The 19,158-nt window shown below is 64.2% G+C and carries 19 protein-coding genes and 1 pseudogene; 10 read left to right on the top strand and 10 right to left on the bottom strand.

Features of this window, described 5'->3' with window-relative positions:
• Positions 1 to 162 (bottom strand): annotated as a pseudogene (locus L867_RS28250) (IS110 family transposase); the annotation flags it as partial.
• Positions 163 to 552: 390 nt separating this feature from the next.
• The gene (locus L867_RS0111680) at positions 553 to 1,434 is read right to left on the bottom strand and encodes a branched-chain amino acid aminotransferase (RefSeq protein WP_028737055.1); all 882 of its coding nucleotides are present in this window, start codon (positions 1,432 to 1,434) and stop codon (positions 553 to 555) included.
• A 147-nt stretch (positions 1,435 to 1,581) separates the two neighbouring features.
• Here L867_RS0111680 and L867_RS0111675 point away from each other — a divergent pair, with 147 nt between their 5' ends.
• Complete coding sequence (locus L867_RS0111675; protein WP_028737054.1) at positions 1,582 to 2,622, top strand: zinc-dependent alcohol dehydrogenase family protein; 1,041 nt, start codon at positions 1,582 to 1,584, stop codon at positions 2,620 to 2,622.
• 461 nt (positions 2,623 to 3,083) lie between these two features.
• On the opposite strand, the gene L867_RS0111670 is transcribed toward L867_RS0111675, so the two are convergent.
• The 3 genes from L867_RS0111670 to xylF form a co-directional block, all read right to left on the bottom strand.
• Complete coding sequence (locus L867_RS0111670; protein WP_028737053.1) at positions 3,084 to 3,869, bottom strand: ATP-binding cassette domain-containing protein; 786 nt, start codon at positions 3,867 to 3,869, stop codon at positions 3,084 to 3,086.
• A gap of 12 nt (positions 3,870 to 3,881) precedes the next feature.
• Positions 3,882 to 5,192 carry a sugar ABC transporter permease gene (locus L867_RS0111665; RefSeq protein WP_028737052.1) on the bottom strand — a complete coding sequence of 437 codons (1,311 nt, stop codon included), beginning with the start codon at positions 5,190 to 5,192 and terminating at the stop codon, positions 3,882 to 3,884.
• Positions 5,193 to 5,352: 160 nt separating this feature from the next.
• Positions 5,353 to 6,393 (bottom strand): D-xylose ABC transporter substrate-binding protein, encoded by a 1,041-nt coding sequence (gene xylF / locus L867_RS0111660; RefSeq protein WP_028737051.1) that lies wholly within the window; start codon positions 6,391 to 6,393, stop codon positions 5,353 to 5,355.
• 244 nt (positions 6,394 to 6,637) lie between these two features.
• Here xylF and L867_RS0111655 point away from each other — a divergent pair, with 244 nt between their 5' ends.
• From L867_RS0111655 to L867_RS0111640, 4 genes are all read left to right on the top strand, one after another.
• The gene (locus tag L867_RS0111655; RefSeq protein WP_028737050.1) at positions 6,638 to 7,867 is read left to right on the top strand and encodes an ROK family transcriptional regulator; all 1,230 of its coding nucleotides are present in this window, start codon (positions 6,638 to 6,640) and stop codon (positions 7,865 to 7,867) included.
• Between the two features lie 76 nt (positions 7,868 to 7,943).
• The gene (locus L867_RS0111650) at positions 7,944 to 8,594 is read left to right on the top strand and encodes a haloacid dehalogenase type II (protein ID WP_028737049.1); all 651 of its coding nucleotides are present in this window, start codon (positions 7,944 to 7,946) and stop codon (positions 8,592 to 8,594) included.
• A gap of 14 nt (positions 8,595 to 8,608) precedes the next feature.
• Entirely contained in the window at positions 8,609 to 9,379 is a 771-nt protein-coding gene (gene tam / locus L867_RS0111645; protein ID WP_028737048.1) for a trans-aconitate 2-methyltransferase, read from the top strand.
• Between the two features lie 74 nt (positions 9,380 to 9,453).
• Positions 9,454 to 9,699, top strand: coding sequence for a DUF982 domain-containing protein (locus L867_RS0111640; protein ID WP_028737047.1), 246 nt, complete (start codon positions 9,454 to 9,456; stop codon positions 9,697 to 9,699).
• 54 nt (positions 9,700 to 9,753) lie between these two features.
• On the opposite strand, the gene L867_RS0111635 is transcribed toward L867_RS0111640, so the two are convergent.
• On the bottom strand, positions 9,754 to 10,281 hold the full coding sequence (locus L867_RS0111635) for a cupin domain-containing protein (RefSeq protein WP_028737046.1): 528 nt from the start codon (positions 10,279 to 10,281) through the stop codon (positions 9,754 to 9,756).
• A 29-nt stretch (positions 10,282 to 10,310) separates the two neighbouring features.
• Entirely contained in the window at positions 10,311 to 11,342 is a 1,032-nt protein-coding gene (locus L867_RS0111630) for a trans-3-hydroxy-L-proline dehydratase (protein ID WP_028737045.1), read from the bottom strand.
• A 174-nt stretch (positions 11,343 to 11,516) separates the two neighbouring features.
• Between L867_RS0111630 and L867_RS0111625 the strand changes: the two genes are divergently transcribed.
• Positions 11,517 to 12,341: an aldo/keto reductase gene (locus tag L867_RS0111625; protein ID WP_028737044.1), complete on the top strand. Its 825-nt coding sequence runs from the start codon at positions 11,517 to 11,519 to the stop codon at positions 12,339 to 12,341.
• 68 nt (positions 12,342 to 12,409) lie between these two features.
• Here L867_RS0111625 and L867_RS0111620 read toward each other — a convergent pair whose 3' ends face one another.
• Both L867_RS0111620 and L867_RS25110 read right to left on the bottom strand, forming a co-directional pair.
• The gene (locus L867_RS0111620) at positions 12,410 to 12,709 is read right to left on the bottom strand and encodes a DUF2798 domain-containing protein (RefSeq protein WP_028737043.1); all 300 of its coding nucleotides are present in this window, start codon (positions 12,707 to 12,709) and stop codon (positions 12,410 to 12,412) included.
• Entirely contained in the window at positions 12,706 to 13,011 is a 306-nt protein-coding gene (locus L867_RS25110; protein ID WP_169734073.1) for a putative quinol monooxygenase, read from the bottom strand. The genes L867_RS0111620 and L867_RS25110 overlap by 4 nt, the downstream gene beginning before the upstream one ends.
• Positions 13,012 to 13,115: 104 nt before the next feature.
• Between L867_RS25110 and L867_RS0111610 the strand changes: the two genes are divergently transcribed.
• From L867_RS0111610 to L867_RS0111600, 3 genes are all read left to right on the top strand, one after another.
• On the top strand, positions 13,116 to 13,967 hold the full coding sequence (locus L867_RS0111610) for a LysR family transcriptional regulator (protein WP_028737042.1): 852 nt from the start codon (positions 13,116 to 13,118) through the stop codon (positions 13,965 to 13,967).
• Positions 13,968 to 14,081: 114 nt separating this feature from the next.
• Positions 14,082 to 14,225: a hypothetical protein gene (locus L867_RS27355; RefSeq protein WP_156951561.1), complete on the top strand. Its 144-nt coding sequence runs from the start codon at positions 14,082 to 14,084 to the stop codon at positions 14,223 to 14,225.
• 332 nt (positions 14,226 to 14,557) lie between these two features.
• Complete coding sequence (locus L867_RS0111600) at positions 14,558 to 16,735, top strand: KAP family P-loop NTPase fold protein (RefSeq protein ID WP_028737041.1); 2,178 nt, start codon at positions 14,558 to 14,560, stop codon at positions 16,733 to 16,735.
• Between the two features lie 117 nt (positions 16,736 to 16,852).
• Here the strand turns inward: L867_RS0111600 and L867_RS0111595 are convergent, their stop codons facing one another.
• Positions 16,853 to 17,242: a hypothetical protein gene (locus L867_RS0111595; protein WP_028737040.1), complete on the bottom strand. Its 390-nt coding sequence runs from the start codon at positions 17,240 to 17,242 to the stop codon at positions 16,853 to 16,855.
• 267 nt (positions 17,243 to 17,509) lie between these two features.
• Here L867_RS0111595 and L867_RS0111590 point away from each other — a divergent pair, with 267 nt between their 5' ends.
• Complete coding sequence (locus L867_RS0111590) at positions 17,510 to 19,081, top strand: helicase HerA-like C-terminal domain-containing protein (protein WP_028737039.1); 1,572 nt, start codon at positions 17,510 to 17,512, stop codon at positions 19,079 to 19,081.
• Positions 19,082 to 19,158: the final 77 nt, after the last annotated feature.

The raw sequence follows: 19,158 nt of genomic DNA, 5'->3' as shown, positions 1-19,158 counted from the left end.
GGCCAGCATCCGCTTCAACTGGCGCATCCCGGTCTTGTCATTGCCAAAGCGCCGGCTTTCGCCGAGCGGATGGAGGTGAATGTCGAGCCACTCTTTACACACGTCCACGCCGACGTAGACTGTCGCCATCGCGTTTTCTTCGAACGAAACCTTGCCTTGCATGCGGGACTTGCTCCCCATCATCTGTTCAGGACAAACGCGAGGACGGCCGGACCAATCTCATCCCCGGTTCTTGCCAAGGGGCGCGCGGTCCCGACCGTCCGCTCTCCGGCGGATGGCCATCCGCCGGAGAGCGCATCAATCATCCAACAATCGATGCAGTTTGAACATGCAAGGGGGGCGAAGCCAATTGATGACGGCGCACTTGGCCCCCTCATCGCCTCGCATTCGCTCGGCACTTCTCCCCGTTGGGGAGAAGAGGTGCGCGACCGACACCGCGACACCCGGTAATCACATTGGGAGGGAACACTGACCAGGTCACCGGCAGTCCGGCGCACGGGCTCCCTGCCCTGCGCGCCGGAATCGCTCTTGTGGTTGGTGAAAAAAGGTTGGTCAGCCGACCCGGGTGCTGCGCGCCCAGTCCATGTAGAGTTCGAGCGCCTTGCGGGCGACCGGGCCTTCCTGCAGTTCGCGGCTGTCGAGCCTGTTGACCGGGGCGACCTTGGAATAATTGCCCGAGGTGAAGATCTCGTCGGCGTCCATGAACTCCTCGATCGACAGCGTGACTTCGCGCACCTCGTAGCCCGCCTCGCGCAGGAGCCCGATGACGCGGGCGCGGGTGATGCCGGCGAGGAAGGTGCGGTTGGCGGCGGGGGTGAAGACCACGCCGTCCTTGACCAGGAAGACGTTGGACGAGGCCGTCTCGACAATATTGCCGTTCATGTCGCGCACCAGCGCATTGTCGAAGCCGCGCGCGCGTGCCTCGAGGATCATCCGGCCGGAATTCGGATAGAGGCTGCCGGTCTTGGCATCGGTCATGGCGCATTCCGGCGTCGGGCGGCGGAAGGGCGACAGCGTCAGCGAATGCGGCTGGGCCGTGTGCATCGGCGCCTCGAACAGGCAGAGCGCGAAACGGGTCGAGTCCGGATCGGCGGCGACGACGGAGCCGGGCATGCCATGTTCGGCCCAGTACATCGGCTTGATGTAGATCGCCGTCTTGCCGTCGAACTTCTTGATGCCTTCCCAGGCCAGGCGCTCGATCTCCTCGGCCGAAACGGTTGCCTTCATGCCCATATTGGCCGCCGAGCGGTTGACGCGGCGGCAATGGGCGTCGAGATCAGGCGCGATGCCGTCGAACCAGCGCGCGCCGTCGAACACGGTCGAGCCCAGCCACATGGCATGCGAGACGGGACCGATCAGCGGCGGATTGCCGGAGATCCATTCTCCATCGACATAGGTCCAGGTGGTGGTGCGGGCGGAAGTATCGACAGCCATTGGTTCATCCTCGTTTCTTGTCTTTCGCTCCCTCCGCTTTATCCGGAAAAAGCAGCACTGGGGTGAATAAATCGATCAAAAATACTCATAACCCAATCACGGCGCCCTGCGGTAGGTTGCGGCGAAATCCGCCAGGGGAGACGACCGATGAGAGCGATGTATTACGAGGCCTTCGAAGCCATGCCGGAGATCCGGGTGGTGCCCGACCCGACGCCGACGGAGAACGGCGTCGTCGTCAAGGTCGAGGCGAGCGGGCTCTGCCGCAGCGACTGGCACGGCTGGATGGGCCACGACCCGGATATCCGCCTGCCGCATGTGCCGGGCCATGAACTGGCCGGCGTGATCGCCGCCACCGGCCGCGGGGTGATGCGCTACAAGGTCGGCGACCGGGTGACCGTGCCCTTCGTGTCCGGCTGCGGGCGCTGCGGCGAATGCCGCTCCGGCAACCAGCAGGTCTGCGAGGCGCAGTTCCAGCCGGGCTTCACCCATTGGGGCTCGTTCGCCGAATATGTGGCGATCGATTTCGCCGACCAGAACCTCGTGCATTTGCCGGAGAGCATGGATTTTGCCACCGCCGCCAGCCTCGGCTGCCGCTTCGCCACCTCGTTTCGGGCGGTGACCGACCAGGCTCGGGTGCGCGGCGGCGAATGGGTGGCGGTGCATGGCTGCGGCGGCGTCGGCCTGTCGGCGATCATGATCGCCGCAGCCCTCGGCGCCCTGCCCATCGCCATCGACATCTCGGAGGAAAAGCTCGCATTCGCCCGCACGCTTGGCGCCGTCGCCGCGATCAACGCGCGCGACACCGACGACGTCGCCGGCGCGGTGCGCGAAATCACGCAAGGCGGCGCGCATGTGTCGATCGACGCGCTCGGCTCGCCCGTCACCTGCTTCAACTCGATCAAGAATCTGCGCCGCCGCGGTCGCCATGTGCAGGTCGGCCTGATGCTCGGCGCGCATGCCACGCCGCAAATCCCGATGGCGCAGGTGATCGGCCACGAACTGGAGATCTACGGCAGCCACGGCATGCAGGCCTGGCGCTACGACGCCATGCTGTCGATGATGGCCGCCGGCAAGCTCGACCCGAAACGGCTGATCGGGCGGGAGATTTCACTGGATGAGGCCGTGCCGGCGCTGGTGGCGATGGACGGCTCGACGGATCTCGGGATCAGCGTGATCACGCGGTTTTAAGGGGCCAGGGATCCTGGATCTCCCAGTCAACCGGAAAAGCCCGCGGGGCAACCCGGGGCCTGTCACGCGACACCCCGCCTCTCCCTTGGTGGGAGAGGTTACAAAATCACGGCCTTGGCGCGAGCCAAGTCGTAGATTTTGTTGGTGAGGGGGTGGGTATCCTCGCGGGGCGTATCCCCCTCACCTGCAATTTCTAGCACTTAGCTGAAGCTAAGATGCTGAAATTGCTTCCTCTCCCACGAGGGGAGAGGAAGAAAGCGTCGAGCGCCGTGGCCTCTTCTCCCCGTTGAAGGAGAAGAAGCGAAATCGGTGCCTTAGCGCCAGCTAAGTGCCAGATTTAGCAGATGAGGGGGTTGGGCGGTGCGTGGCAAATGATCCCCCCCTCACCTGCAATTTCTAGCACTTAGCTGACGCTAAGATGCTGAAATTGCTTCCTCTCCCACAAGGGGAGAGGACAGACCTCACGCCACCTGCATCGCCCCCGGCCCCGGGATTGCTCCCGGCGGGCATTTGCCGAGGATGATCATGCCGAGCACTTCGTCCTTGGTGACATCCTGGGTTCGCGCCTGGCCGACCACCTTGCCGTTCTTCATGACGAAGACGCGGTCGGCGAGGTCGAAGACGTCGTGGATGTCGTGGCTGATGAGGAAGATGCCGATGCCTTCGCGCTTCAGCTGCTGGATCAGCTCGCCGACCTGGGCGGTTTCCTGGGGCCCGAGCGCTGCCGTCGGCTCGTCCATGATCAGGATGCGGGCGTCGAACAGGATGGCGCGGGCGATCGCCACCGACTGGCGCTGGCCGCCGGACAAGGCCTTTACCGGTTCCTTGAAGCGGCGGAAGTTGGGGTTGAGGCGCCCCATCACCTCGCGAGCCTTCGCCTCCATCGCCACGTCGTCGAGCGTGCCCCAGGGGGTGCGCAGTTCCCGGCCGAGATAGAGATTGGCGGCGGCGTCGACATTATCGGCAACCGCGAGCGTCTGGTAGATCGTCTCGATGCCGTATTGCTTGGCGTCGCGCGGATTGGAAATGTCGGCCGGTTCGCCGTCGATCAGGATCTCGCCCGCGTCGCGGCGATAGGCGCCCGACAGGATCTTGATCAGCGTCGACTTGCCGGCACCGTTGTGGCCGAGAAGCGCCACGACCTCGCCGGGATAGAGATCGACCGAGGCGTTCTCGACCGCGTGGATGCCGCCGAACGAGATGGAAACATTGTTCATTTCCACGAGCGGAGTGCGTTTGTCAGTCATGATGAAATCCTCTTATCTCGCCCGCGCGCGGTAGATCGTGTCGAGCCAGACGGCGACGACGAGAACGACGCCAACGACGATGCGCTGGAACGGCGTGTCGATGCCGACGAGCACCATGCCCGACTGCAGCGACTGCATGACGAGCGCACCAAGCATGGCGCCGGCGACGGTGCCCATGCCGCCCGAGAGCGAGGTGCCGCCGATGACGGCCGCGGCGATGGTGTAGAGTTCGTCGAGCTCGCCCTGCGCATTGGTCGCGGCGTTGAGGCGGGCGGTGGAGATCGCGGCGGCGATGGCGCAGAGCATGCCCATCAGCGCAAAGATCTTGACGGTGACCCAGCGGGTCTTGATGCCGGCGAGTTCGGCTGCTTCCGGATTACCGCCGATGGCGAAGACATAGCGGCCGAAGCGCAGGCGGGTGGAGATGAAGGTCATGACGATGCCGACGCCGATGGCGATCAGCACCGGAATGGCGATGCCGTGCGAGATGAACAGGCCGCCTTCGGGCCAGGCGATGCCGTTGGCGTCGGCGAACTTGCGGGCGATCGCCACCGGCCAGGGATAGTTGTTGAAGACATAGACGGTCGCCAGAACCAGGAAGCAGCTGACGCCGGTGAGGAAATATTCGGCCCAGAGCGGGCGCAGCGGAAAGCCGAAGCGACGACGCTGCTTGCGCGAATTGACCAGCGTCGCGACGATGGCAAGGCAGGCGACGATGCCGACGATCCAGCTGGCGGTGGCGCCGATCGAGCCGTCGGTGCCGCCGCCCATCAGGCGGAAGGTCGCATCCATGGGAGCGACCGTGCGGCCCGAGGTGACGAACCAGGTGGCGCCGCGCCAGACCAACAGGCCGCCGAGCGTGACGATGAAGGACGGAACGTTGAGGAAGGCGATGATGATGCCATGCAGGGCACCGATCGACGCGCCGAGAACGAGGCCTGCGGCCAGTGCGATGACCCAGGTCAGCGGATGGTCGAAGCCGAGGATCTGCGGCAGGAGCTCGGCCTGCAGCACGCCCATGAACATGCCGACGAAACCGAGTACCGAACCGACCGAGAGGTCGATGTTGCGGGTGACGATGACCAGCACCATGCCGGTCGCCATGACAGCGACGGAGGCGGTCTGCACCGACAGGTTCCACAGGTTGCGCGGGGTCAGGAACAGACCGCCGGAAATGATGTTGAAGCCGATCCAGATGATCAGCATGGCGCCGATCATGCCGAGCAGGCGGGTGTCGATCTCGGTGGCGCGGAAAAAGCGCTTCACCGGGTTTTCGCCCGCGCCGGCGCGCGCGGCCTGCGTGGTATTCGTGATATCGGCCATGCCGTGCCGTTCTCCCACTTTTCGTAATCCCTTGCGATGGCGCGCCGCCGCAGCATGTGCGGCAATGGCGGCCGGGCCTCCCTCCGATCCGAAGAGACGCCGCGACCCTGTCCGGGTCGCGACGCTCGGAGGCTCATGAGGCCGTCAGGTCAGGCCCGTGTCAATTGCAGGCTGCAACCGAACCGGCGGTGACGCCCTGGCAGGCGGCTTCCTTGGTGATCCAGCCGGCGTCGATGACGACGTTCAGGTTGTCCTTGGTGATCGGCAGCGGTGCGAGGAAGACCGACTGCATTTCGACACCCTTCGGACCGCCGGAGAACGCGGTCACGCCTTCGATCTCGTTCAGCTTCTTGCCGCCGGCGAGTTCGACGGCGATTTCGGCTGCACGCTTGCCGAGTTCACGGCTGTCCTTCCAGACCGACACGGTCTGGGTGCCGAGCGCCACGCGGTTGAGCGCCGCGAAGTCGGCATCCTGGCCGGAGACCGGGACCGAGCCGGCGAGACCCTGGGCCGAAAGGGCCGCGACCACGCCGCCGGCGGTGCCGTCGTTCGAGGCGACGACCGCGTCGACCTTGTTGTCGTTGGCGGTCAGGAACTGCTCCATGTTCTTCTGGGCATTTTCCGGCTTCCAGCCGTCGGTATAGGCTTCGCCGACATTCTTGATCTTGCCGGCGTCGACGGCTTCCTTGAGCACTTCCATCTGGCCGGCGAACAGGAAGTCCGCATTCGGGTCGGAGGACGAGCCCTTGATGAAGACGTAGTTGCCTTCGGGCTTGGCCTTGAACACTTCGCGGGCCTGCATGCGGCCGACTTCCTTGTTGTCGAACGTGATGTAGAAGGCGGCCGGATTTTCGATCAGGCGGTCATAGCCGACGACCGGGATGCCTTCGGCAGCGGCCTTTTCGATCGCCGGGCCGATGGCTTCGCTGTCCTGAGCCAGAACGATGATGGCATTGGCGCCCTGGGCGATCAGGCTCTCGACATCGGTCAGCTGCTTGGCGGCGGAGGACTGGGCGTCGGCGGAGATATACTTGTCGCCGGAGGCCTCGAGCGCTGCCTTGATGGCGCCTTCGTCGGTCTTCCAGCGCTCTTCCTGGAAGTTCGACCAGGAGACGCCGACCACGAGGTCCTTGGCGTTGGCGACGGTATGCAGGCTGGTGATGACGGCGGCGCACGCCATCAGCTTCAAGACGGATTTCATAAAAGCCTCCCTTTGAAAGACGCGGCACGCCGGCGAACCTCCCGTTCACCCCCTAAAGCGGCCCGTCGAAGAATACTGCCTTGCCCCTGGCCGAGTGGCCGATGGTTTTTCTCGACAGTCGAGAAAATAAATGTCAGAAGAATCCGAGGCTGTCAACATCGCTCCTCGCGGCTTGCAAACCGCCCCTTCTGGTGATCTTTGTGACGGGCATATCGAGAAGGACCACGATGAACGGACGCCTGCCATGCTGACGAAATCGAGCACCGAAATGGTGCGTCAGCAAAACAGCGCGCTGGTGCTGTCCGCGCTCCGCCGCCAGGGGTCGCTCGCCCATACCGACATCGCCGCCGCCACCGGGCTTGCCTCGGCCACCGTTTCGGCGATCACCGCCGAGCTGGAGCGCATCGGGGCGCTGGAGCGGCACGAGCAGCCGGCGACCGGCGGGCGCGGCCGGCCCCGCGTGCTGTTCGGGCGCAAGCGCGATTTCAGCTATCTGATCGCCGCGCGCATCTCGTCGGACAGCGTGCAATATTCGCTGGCCGATTATACCGGCACGCTGATCGACCGGTTCGAGGAACCGCGCGACCATGCGGCGGGGTCGGGCCAGTGCTTCATCGCCGGCTTTCGCGAGGCGCTGACGCGCATGGCGAGCCGCTCGCGGCTTTCCCCCGAGCGTATCGCCGCGGTGTCGATCAGTTCCAAGGGCATGGTCGATGCCGACGGATCGCGCCTGCTCTGGTCGCCGGTGTTCGGCCGGGAGGAGATCGATTTCTCCACCGCACTTGCCGTCTCGCCGCAAACCCGCATCCGCCTCAACAACGAGACGCTGCTGGTCGCCCATGCGCTGGGGCTTCGCGCCGACAAGGATGAGGACCGCCCGTTCCATGCGCTCGCCACCCTGTCGCTCGGCCATTCGATCGGGCTCGGCATCGCCAGGCGGGGCCATTCGGGCGAACTGGAGGTCAGCGCGCCGAACTTCGGCCATATGCTCAACGCCTCCGACGGCAAGCTCTGTCGCTGCGGCTCGATCGGCTGCGTCGAGGCTTCGGCCGGCTTCTACGGCATCCTCAGGACCGCCTTCGAAGTGCCGCCCGACACGATCCCGGCGAAGTTCGTGCCGCTGGCCGAAATGGACAAGATCGCCGCCCGCGCCCGCCAGGGACACCGCATGTCGGAATATGCCTTCCGCCAGGCGGGTCTGGCGCTCGGCCAAGGGCTTTCGCGGGTCCTGAGCCTCTACGAAAACATGCCGATCGTCATCACCGGCCACGGCACGCGCTATATCGACCTGCTTAGCCGAGGCCTCGACGAGGGGCTGTCGCAATCGCTGCATGTGCGCATTTACGGCGCGCCGGACATCACCATCGTGCCGGAAGAGGCGACGCTGGTGTTCGAAGGCCATCTCGACCGGGCGCTGACCGAGATCGACCACGACGTGGCGGGGCTGAGGGCCGAAGAGGTAGCTGCGCGCTGAACCGAGCCGAATGGCGCCCTTGCCGCGCCGCCGCCCGCGTCCTATCACTGCGATGCAGTCGACCGAGGGAGGAGCGATGTCCGCCGCAGCTTATGTTTTTGATGCCTATGGCACGCTGTTCGACGTGCATGCGGCGGTGCGCCGCCATGCCGAGCGGGCGGGGCCCGAGCATCAGCGCTTTTCGGATATGTGGCGGGCCAAGCAGCTCGAATATTCCTGGGTGCGCACGCTGATGGGCAGCTATCGCGACTTCTGGCAACTGACCGAAGAGGCGCTGGACTATACGCTCGCCCGGTTTCCGAGCGTCGAGCGCAGCCTGCGCGCCGACCTGCTGTCGGCCTACTGGACGCTCGACTGCTATCCGGAAGTGCCGGCCGTGCTGAAGGATCTGAAGAGCCGCGGCGCGAAACTCGCCATCCTCTCCAACGGCTCGCCGGACATGCTGAAGGCGGCGGTGAAGAATGCGGCGCTCGACGTGATCCTCGACGACGTGTTTTCCGTCGACGCCATCCGCGCCTACAAGACCGCGCCGCAAGTCTACGACATGGTGACGACTGCCTATCGGCTCTATCCGGATGCGGTGTCCTTCCAGTCGTCGAACCGCTGGGACGTGGCCGGCGCGCAGAAATTCGGCTTCCGCACAGTGTGGATCAACCGGCTCGACCTGCCGGATGAATATGCCGATCACGGTCCGGACCTGATCCTGCGCAGTCTCGAAAGCCTCTGACGAAGGAAGGCGCCATGGCCTGGTCGGCAACGCAATATCTGAAATTCGAGGAAGAGCGGACGCGGCCGGCGCGCGACCTGCTGGCGCAGGTGCCGCTCGGCACGGCCAGACACGTCTACGATCTCGGCTGCGGGCCGGGCAATTCGACCGAGCTGCTGATCGAGCGCTTCGGCACAGAGGCCGTGGCCGGCCTCGACAGCGATGCGGACATGCTGGAGAAGGCGCGGGCGCGCCTGCCGGGCACGGCTTTCGTTGAGGCCGATCTTTCCACCTGGCGGCCCGAGGCGCCGGCCGATCTGCTCTATGCCAATGCGGTGCTGCAATGGCTGCCCGATCATCTCACGCTGATGGAGAGCCTGATCGACCATCTGGCGCCGGGCGGGGTTCTCGCCGTGCAGATGCCCGACAATCTCGACGAGCCGACGCACCTCCTGATGGAGGAGACCGGGGCAGCCGGCCCCTGGGTACCGGCCTTTGCCGGCGGCAGGCTGCGACGCGCGCGCCTCCCCTCGCCCGCCGCCTATCTCGAACGCTTGTCGGCGACGGCCGCGCGCGTCGATGTCTGGCACACGATCTACTACCACCCGATGGCCAATGCCGAGGCGATCGTCGAATGGGTGAAGGGCACCGGCCTTCGCCCCTATCTCGATGCCGCGGGAAAAGACCATGCCGAAGCCTTCCTGACCGACTACACGGCGCGCATCAGGAAAGCCTATCCGCCGATGACCGACGGGCGGGTGTTGCTTCGGTTTCCCCGTCTGTTTGTCGTGGCGGTCAAGAGATAACTTCGCTAGAAGGCAATCCCGACCCATGACGGCGCGTGCGCCGACGCCAACCGACTTTTGAAAGCCTTTAGCCGATGAGCACCCTCTGGAAGCAGCCCGTCACCCTTGCGCTCGGCGAAGAGGGCGAGGACGTGACGATCGACAGCACCGAAGCCGCCTCCTGGGCGATGATCGAGGACTGGCCGACCGAGGACGGCCCGGCGCTCGACAAGGCGCTGCTGGTCTGCATGGACGTGGTCGCCGGCAAGAAGAAGGACGAGGATGCGCGCAAGGCTTTCATCGCCGCGGCGATCGAGGCCGGGATCGTCATCCGCGACTGAGGGCGGACGCCCGAACCCGCGCACCGCGAACGGTCCGGCAAGGCCCGCGGCCCGTCAGTCGTCCGTCTGCTTCGCCCGCTCGGCCCTTCGCGCATCCGTCAATCCGTCGTGGTCGCCGATCTTCCGCTCCGGCCAGCCCTGCCACCAGTCGCGGCGCTTCGTCTCGAGGTCGCGGTTCTTCGGATAGTAGATGCGGTTTTCCGGTTTGGCCGTCTCGCCGACCACCAGCAGCGTCACCTCTTCCTCCGTATTGTTGAGAAAGCTGTGGCACTGGCCGGTGCCGGCCGGGAAGCCGACGGCATCGCCGGGTTTCAGCCGATGCAGCGCGCCGTCAAGCCAGACATCCGGCGTGCCGGTCAGCACATAGACGAATTCCTCCTCGGCGCTTTCGGCATGGGGGTAGGAAGTGCGGCGGCCGGGCGGCAGGCGTTCGTGGTGGATGCCGAGCCGGGTCAGGCCGAAATGGCGGGCCAGCGGCGCGCCGATCGCCATCAGTTCGTCGTCACCGTCGTAATGCCCATCGTCAGGACCCTCGACCTCGCGCCAATGGGCAATGCAGGCCGACCGTTCTTGCTTCGTCATGTCCATGCCTCCCGTTTCGGGTTCAACCTTCAGAGCTTCGGCCAGGTGTCCGACAGGCGGTAGCCGGCCGGCCACGGATCGTCCGGATCGAGCATCAGCTGTTGCGTGCCGGTGATCCAGGCGCGGCCGGAAATGGTCGGCACGATCGCCGCCCGGCCGCCGATCTCGGTTTCGGCCTCGATCGCGCAGTGGAATTCGGAGCCCATGATCGAGCGGCCGACGAAGCGGTCGCCGACCTTCAACTCGCCGCGGGCATGGAGCACCGCCATGCGGGCCGAACAGCCGGTGCCGGTCGGCGAGCGGTCGATCTTGCCGGGCTTGATGGCCACCGCATTGGCGCCGGTCGCCACGCCGTTTTCCATCACCACCGGCGCGGTGATCTGGCAAAACGAGATGTGGTTCCAGTTGCGATCGGGATCGGGATGGGAAAAGCCGAGCTGCTGGTTGGCGGCGTCGGTGATCTTCATGCCCATGACGGCAATGTCGCGCGCCTCGTCGGGGGCAATCGAGAAGCCGAGCGCCCGGCCGTCGGCGATGACGAAGCTGTCGCCGCCGAATGCGGTGTCGACGGTCAGCGTGCCGACCCCTTCCACCTCGATCACGGCGCCGAGCCGGTCGGCAAAGGACGGCAGGTTGCGCACCGTGATGCGCTCGGCCTTGCCGTTGCGGCACTGGGCGGTCACTTCCACCACGCCGCCCGGCGCCTCGAGCACCAGTTTCGTCACCGGCTCGGTCATCGGCAGGATGCCTGAGTCGAGCAGCACGGTGGCGACGCAGATGGAATTGGAGCCGGACATGGGCGGGGTATCTTCCGGCTCCATGATGATCCAGCCCATCTGGGCGCGCGGATCCTTGGCCGGCACCAGCAGGTTCACATGGCGAAACACGCCGCCGCGCGGCTCGTTCAGAACGAAATTGCGCAAGGTCTGGTCACTCGCGATGAAGCGCGACTGCTCCCACAGGGTTTCGCCCGGCGGGGGCGCTACGCCGCCGACAATGACGTCGCCCACCTCCCCTTCGGCATGGCAATTGACGACGTGGATGACCTTGGTGCTGCGCATGGGTGCCTCATTTTTGCGAGACCACGCTAGCAGCCAAGGCCGGCGGCGGCAATCGACCGGCGTGGCGTTTCGCCGGCTTGAAGCGGGCGGCAAAAGGGTCATGTTAGAGGGGTATCGATCGCAGCCGGGGCCTCGGGCCCCGCCGCCGCGCCGGCGCAGAAAAGGAGTTTTCCCATGAAATATGTCACCGCCAACGGCGCGCATATCCCGGCGCTCGGCTTCGGCACCTTCCGCATGCCCGGCGCCGACGTGCTGAGGATCCTGCCGCTCGCCCTGAAGGCCGGCTTTCGCCACATCGACACCGCGCAGATCTACGGCAACGAGGCCGCCGTCGGCGAGGCGATCGGCCGCTCGGGGCTTGCGCGCGGCGACATCTTTCTCACCACCAAGGTGTGGGTCGACAAGTTCGCCAGAGGTGACATGGGACCCTCGGTCGATGAAAGCCTGAAGAAGCTGGAGACCGACCATGTCGACCTGCTGCTCCTGCACTGGCCGCAAAGCCCGGTGCCGCTCGAAGAGCAGATCGAGGGCTTAAACGCGCTGGTCGATGCCGGCAAGGTGCGCCATATCGGCGTGTCCAACTATAATTGCGCGCTGATGGGCGAGGCCGTGCGGCTGTCGAAGGCGCCGATCGTCACCAACCAGATCGAATATCACCCCTATCTCGACCAGACGGCGGTGCTGATCGCCGCCCGGTCCTACGGCATGTCGGTGACCGCCTATTACGCCATGGCCGATGGCCGGGTGCCGAAGGACGAACTCTTGCAGGACATCGGCGCCCGCCACGGCAAGACGGCGGCTCAAGCTGCGCTCCGCTGGCTGATCCAGCAGCAGAACGTGGCGGCGCTCACCAAGACCGCGACCGAAAGCCGGCTCGCGGAAAATTTTGCCGTCTTCGACTTCTCGCTCGACGCCGAGGAAATGGACGCGATTTCCGGCCTCGCAAGGCCCGACGGGCGGATCGTCAACCCGGGGCATCTGGCGCCGGAGTGGGATTGAGGGGGGAGAGGTCGCCGCACAGGCGAGCCGCCGGCTCTCTGCGGCGGCTCCCGCGATCAAAGTGCCGCTCAGCCCTTTGCCTGCGGCGCCTCGACCAGGCGATCGACGATCCAGCGGACGATCGGCATGACCACCAGGGCGGAGGGGAAGGCCACCACATAGGACATGGCCCAGGCCTTCAGGATGCTGGATGCGAGATCCGGCGCGAGCCCCAGCGCGCGGATGGTGGCGATCGAGGCGACGAGGCCGGACATCAGGAACGAGAGGATCATGGGCGTGACGACAAAACGGCTTTTCGCCGGGAGCTTGGTCAGCCTGAACGGACGCGCCTTGCGCGCGCCGGGAGCTGCGGGGGAAATCTGCGTCATGCCAGCCATTCCTTTGCAACCGGCTCTGCGCTCTGGAGCAGGTTGAGGCCGAAAAAGGCGCGGGTGTGGGGCTCTTCCATATGCCGCGCCAGCGCCGCCTCGTCGGCAAAATCCTCGATCAGCACGAAGGCGCGCTCGTCCGCCAGCGATTGGAAGAACTCGAACTCCGCGCAGCCGGGCTCGGGAAGGGTGGCCTTGCGCAGTTCAAGCAGGGCCAGGCGCGCCTCGCCACCCCGGCCTTCGGCCATGGTGAGGCGGACGATGCGGCGCAGGCGGGCGGGGGATGATGGTCGATCGGTCATTTGCAGAACTCCTGTCTGTCTCGCTGTCGATGACGATCTCTTGCCTGACGGGCCCGATGCGCGCTATTCCCCAATAAGACACATCAAATGCGCGGAAATGCACGATGCTGGATTGGGACGACCTGCGCTTCTTCGTGGCGCTCGCCGACGAGGGCTCGCTTTCGGCGGCGGCGCGGCGGCTGAAGGTCGATCACGCGACCGTGGCGCGGCGGATCGCGGCGCTGGAGGCACGGGTCAATGCGCGGCTGGTGGATCGCCGGCCGCGCCGCTACCTGCTGACGGCCGAGGGCGCACGCATAGCCGAGCACGCCCGGCGCATGGAGGCGGAAGTCTTTGCCCTCGAACGCGGCACGATGCCGGCCGATGCGGCGCGGATGGTCGAGGTGTCCGTCAGCGCGCCGCCGATGATCGCGCTCACGCTGGTTGCGCCGCGCATCGCGCCCTTCCAGGCCGCGCATCCGCATATCCGCTTCAAGCTACTGGCCGAGGTGCGCCACGTCTCGCTGGTCCGGCGCGAGGCCGACGTGGCGCTCAGGCTCAGCAGGCCCACCGATCCGACGCTGGTGATCCGCAAGGCGGGCACGATGCGCTACCGGCTCTATGCGGCGCGATCCTATGGCGAAGGCCGCGCGCCGGAGGACCATGGCTTCATCGCCTTCGACGAGACGCTCAACGACACGCCGCAACAGCACTGGATGAAGGGCATCGCCGGCGCGCGGGAGATCGTGCTCACGACCAATGATCTCGGCGTGCAATGCGCGGCGGCCGCCGCCGGCCTCGGGATTGCCGCCCTGCCGGATTTTCTCGGCGAACTCTACGGGCTCTGTCCGGTCGGCGACGGGGCGGAACACATCGACCGCGACGCCTTCGTCACCTATCACGCCGACCTGCGCAACAACCGCGCCGTCACCGACGTCGCCGCCTTCCTCGCCACCTGCCTGCCCCGCCCGCGCTGAGCTGCGAAACAGGGGAGCCGGAGGGGTGTGGGGTAGCTGACGCCGGAGGGGGATTGAGGGCCTTGATCGCGACGGCGGAGGTTGTCATTCTGGTATCGGGAGCGGGAGACGCCGATGAGCGAGAACAGCAAGCCTCAACCGAACGCCGGGCCGGACCCGGACGACGCGCCTGACCTCAGCCAGGCGCCGTGGCGCGAAAAGCTGGACGCGGCGGCGGTTCGCGAGGGGCGGCCGAAGGGGGCGGGTAAGAAGGGTTGACCGGCCTCAAGCTGGGCCGGAGGGCGCGGCTTTGTCGCGAGAGCGGCCCCCCGGCTGGCAATCGCGCATCAATGCCGCGCTGCGCGACTGGCTGGCGGAGAAGGGTGAGAGGGAGCGGCGAGGTATAAGAGATGAAAGCGAACACCACACTCACGGATATCGTGGTCCGCGATCGCGCGTGAGACTACACAGAACCCTGCTTCATCGGTTTGGCCGTAACATTTTGAGATCTTGAGAACTACGCACTCAATATGACGCGAAATATGTTGTGCGTCAGTGTAGATTGAATTTGTATCAGTACTCACCTGAACAGCAGATTTTCCGGAGGTTTCTTGACCGAAAAACATGTGCTTGGCGATGATTTGCCAAAGGACAACCCTTGGCGGGATGACAAGCTGAACTACGCCCCCTTCGCGGCGCGGATCGCCAAGGTGATCATCTCGCTCACAGCGCCAAACGGTTACGTCATTGGACTTCATGGTCAGTGGGGGAGCGGCAAGTCGACGGTAATCAACTTTATTCTCGCACACCTCAAAAAGCACAATGCCGAGCATGAACTTGACCAGGTTATCCATATCGACTTCCGGCCTTGGATCGTATCCGGGCATCAAGATCTCATAACGGCTTTCTTCAAAATCTTGTCGGAGCGTCTCGGTCCAAAGGAATGCAAATGGGATCGATACAAGCGCCGCGCGCTCAATTTCCTCCATGGTACGACAGACAATTTGGTCGACGCTGCTGCCACTGTGGCACTAAGCGTCGACCCTACCGGCGCTGCGGCAGGTTTTGGTGCGAATTTGGCCAAGAAGTCGGTCAACGCTCTACTGGGGCGGTTCCTCGAAGACCCATCGCTGCAGGCCGCATACGAGAGTTTGAAGGATCAACTTGGGAGAAGTGGCAAGCGCTTCCTCGTAACGATCGACGATATCGACCGCCTCGAGAACGAACACGTCCGCTCTATCATGCAGATGGTGAAAAGCATCGGCCGGTTGCCCAATGTGGTTTACCTGCTTTCCTATGATCGTGACATCGTCTGGGATGCACTAGACCAAGGGGGAAGCCACGTAGGGCCTCGTTTCGCCGAGAAAATCGTCCAACAGGAAATCGAGTTGCCGAAGCCATCCCGCAACGCCCTACTTACCATACTGGACGGAGAGATTTCCTTCCTCACCGGCGCCGCGCCAAACACCACTCGTTGGCAATACCTTGTTCGAGACGGCGTGCACAGGTGGATAAGATCGCCCCGCGACGTTGTGCGCCTATCAAACGCGGTGAAATTCTCTTGGCCGGCGATGGAAGGAGAGATCGACCCACAAGATCTCTTAGCCATGGAGGGTCTGCGCTTGTTCGATACCTCTGCATTCGTCTGGGTACGAGAAAATCGTGACTTCTTGTTCACAGAAGGGCGCTTCATGATGTCGACAGACGAAGTGAAGCAAGAAGCTGTTGAGGGGCTAAAAAAGCGAGTACCTCCGGACCTTCAGTCTCAAGTGTTGCACATCCTTGCCCTCCTTTTCCCGCAGGCCGGAAAGTGGTTCGAGGGTCGAGATTCTTTTGGCGAAGAAGCGTTTGTCGAGACTACACGGAGAAGAGGCATGGGCAGCGAAGCAGGTTATGACACCTACTTCGGCCTTCATCCGTCCTCCGATGCAATACCCAGAGCGGTCATTAACGATCTAATGTCCAAGCTGGACAAAGCGGACGATATTGAGCGCATCATCCGCGGCTATCTCGGTAGGACAAACAGCCGCGGCGAATTGATGATCGCGAAGCTCCTCGATGAACTCCGAGTCCAATTCCGGGCACCTCGGCCGGCCCAGCCCGAGCAAGGGCTACTGGATGCGTTGTTTAGCGTCGGCGAGGCGATTATCTCGATCGATCACGATGCTGGCATGTTTGAACTATCTCCTCGGGCGCAATTGCTGTTCCTGATCAGAAACATGCTTGAGAAGTGGGGTCCAAAGGACGCTGAAGATCACATGATCGAAGCATTCCGCAAGTCCAAATCAGTTATGTTCATGGCGGAGCAGTTGGTAGACCGGGGACGAGAACTCAACGTCTTCAAGTCGAATTCCAGTGAGCCCCCCACTATAACGACGGATGCATTCGATAAGCTTGGCCGAGAATTCTTGGTCAAGCTTCGACAAGCGCTGGCTGAAGGCACGCTTAGCGATGCAGCTTACTACTTCAATATTGTCCGGGCTTGGGCGCATATAGCAGGCAGCGATCAGCCCAGACGCTGGCTAACAGAAGGCATGCTGAGCAGTGGTGAGTTCATGGCCAAGGTCGCCCGTGGCCTGGTAAATTACAGTATTGGCACACCACTTCGGCACTATACGATGCGAGATCTCCCCGAGACCGATCTGTTTGACTTGGACACGGTGATAGAGGCGGGCCACAAACACCTCTCCTTTAGTGATCTTACGGATGACCAACGTAGCATCCTGACAGCAGTTGTTCGAGGCTCAGAGAACGTTAAGCGTGGACGATCGCCCGAAGAGCCGGCTTAGACTTCCCGCAGACCGAGCTGATGGCCGCATAGACCTTCAGAGACAAAGTCCCCCAAGCACAAAAAAACCGCCGGATCGCTCCGGCGGCTTCTTCAAACTCAACTGCCTGCGCCCGTCTCAGACGAACTGGCTCAAGCCCGGGACCGAGGCGACGACTTCGTCGACGACTTCGTCGCCGGCATATTCGCGGGCAGCCGCCATGGTTTCCTTGGCGAGCTTGGAGATTTCGCCCATGCCGAGGCCCTGGGCCATCAGCTGCTGGCCAAGCCCCATGATGCCGCCGCCGCCGAGCGCGCTCATCAGGCCGCCGAGCAGGCCCTTGCCTTCGCCTTCGCCATTGTACTTGGCGACGAGGTCCAGCGCGCCGGGCACGGATTCGATCATCTTGGCGACCGGACCGTCGGCTGCTTCGCGCTGCAGGAAGCCCAGCATCATGCCGACGGACTTTTCAGCGAGGGCCGGTTCGATGCCGACCTTGTCGGCGATGCGGGTTACGAGTTCATTCATGGTGAGCCTCCTGGCGTGAAATTGACGTTAACGTCAACGTAATTCAAGTTTTCGCTGAACTCAAGCGGCCAAGGCCGCCGCCGGCCGAATTTGTCCGCGGCCGAATTGTCCAAGCCCGACGCCGGCCGCGCGGCCTTCGGGCTGTTGTCGATGTTTCACACTATCCTTATAACAGCAAGGTGACGATTCAGGGAATGACGGGGGACAGGGCCGGCGCAATTGGCCGATCTGCCCCGGTCGACGAAACAAGGGACGGGAACGAGGCGCATGCTCGAAGACGGAAAGCTCTATATCGGCACCAGCCGCAATCCCGACGACAGCCTCAACAAGGGCGAATATCTCGATCTCAAATACGGCAACCGCCACGGCATCGTCACCGGCGCCACCGGCACCGGCAAGACGGTGACGCTGCAGGTGCTGGCCGAGAGCTTTTCCAATGCCGGCGTGCCGGTGTTCTGCGCCGACATCAAGGGCGATCTCTCGGGCATCGCCGCGATGGGACAGTCGAAGGACTGGGTCGACCAGCGCGCCAAGCAGATCGGCTTTGACGATTTCGCCTACCAGGAATTCCCGGTGATCTTCTGGGATCTCTACGGCGAGCAGGGCCACCGGGTGCGCACCACCGTCGCCGAGATGGGCCCGCTTCTGCTGTCGCGGCTGATGGATGCTTCGGAGGCGCAGGAGGGCGTGCTCAACATCGCCTTCAAGATCGCCGACCAGGGCGGCCTGCCGCTGCTCGACCTGAAAGACCTGCAGGCACTGCTGAACTATATGGGCGAGCACGCGAGCGAACTGTCCAACCAGTTCGGCCTCATTTCCAAGTCCTCGGTCGGCTCGCTGCAGCGCGGGCTGCTGGTGCTGGAACAGCAGGGTGCGGAACATTTCTTCGGCGAACCGGCGCTCGCCGTCACCGACATCATGCGCACCACCAATGACGGGCGCGGGGCGATCTCGGTGCTGGCCGCCGACAAGCTGATGATGAACCCGCGGCTCTATTCGACCTTCCTTCTTTGGCTGCTGTCGGAGCTGTTCGAGGAACTGCCGGAAGTGGGCGATCCGGACAAGCCGAAGCTGGTGTTCTTCTTCGACGAGGCGCATCTCTTGTTCAACGACGCGCCCAAGGTTCTGATCGAGCGCATCGAGCAGGTCGTGCGGCTGATCCGCTCCAAGGGCGTCGGCGTCTATTTCGTCACGCAGAACCCGCTCGACGTGCCTGACACCGTGCTGGCGCAGATGGGCAACCGCATCCAGCATGCGCTGCGCGCCTATACGCCGCGCGAGCAGAAGGCGGTGAAGACGGCGGCGACCACGTTTCGCCCCAACCCGGCCTTCGACTGCGAAACCGCGATCACCATGCTCGGCACCGGCGAGGCGCTGGTCTCGACGCTTGGGGCCAAGGGCATTCCCTCGATCGTCGAACGCACGCTGGTGCGCCCGCCGGCCAGCCGCCCCGGGCCGATCAGCGAGGCCGAGCGCCGCGCGGTGATCAATGTGAGCCCGGTCGCCGGGATCTACGACAAGGACCTCGACCGGGAATCGGCCTATGAGATCCTGGCTGCCCGCGAGCAGAAGGCAGCCGAAGCCGAGGCCGCAAAGCGCGCCGAAGAGGAGCGCGAGGCGCGCGGCGAGGAAAAGGATTCAGCCGCCGGCCGCTGGTCGCTTCCGGGCTTCGGCGACAGGGACGAGGACGACCGCGCGGCAAAGCCCACGACGCGAAAGACTTCGGGCTATCAGCGCGAAACGGTGATCGAGGCAGCGATGAAAAGTGCCGCCCGCTCGGTCGCCACCTCGGTCGGACGCGCCATCGTGCGGGGGATTTTGGGAAGTTTGAAGCGGTAGGGCTTCCTGGCTTTCTTGCCGTTTGCCCCTTCTGCGAGGCTTCGCCTTACCACTCTCAGTACACCCTTGCCCCTCAC

The sequence above is a fragment of the Paenirhizobium selenitireducens ATCC BAA-1503 genome (assembly GCF_000518785.1).
In the GTDB taxonomy this organism is placed as follows: domain Bacteria; phylum Pseudomonadota; class Alphaproteobacteria; order Rhizobiales; family Rhizobiaceae; genus Allorhizobium; species Allorhizobium selenitireducens.
The sequence above is the reverse complement of the archived record's forward strand: the minus strand, read 5'-3'. Positions and strand labels throughout refer to the sequence as shown.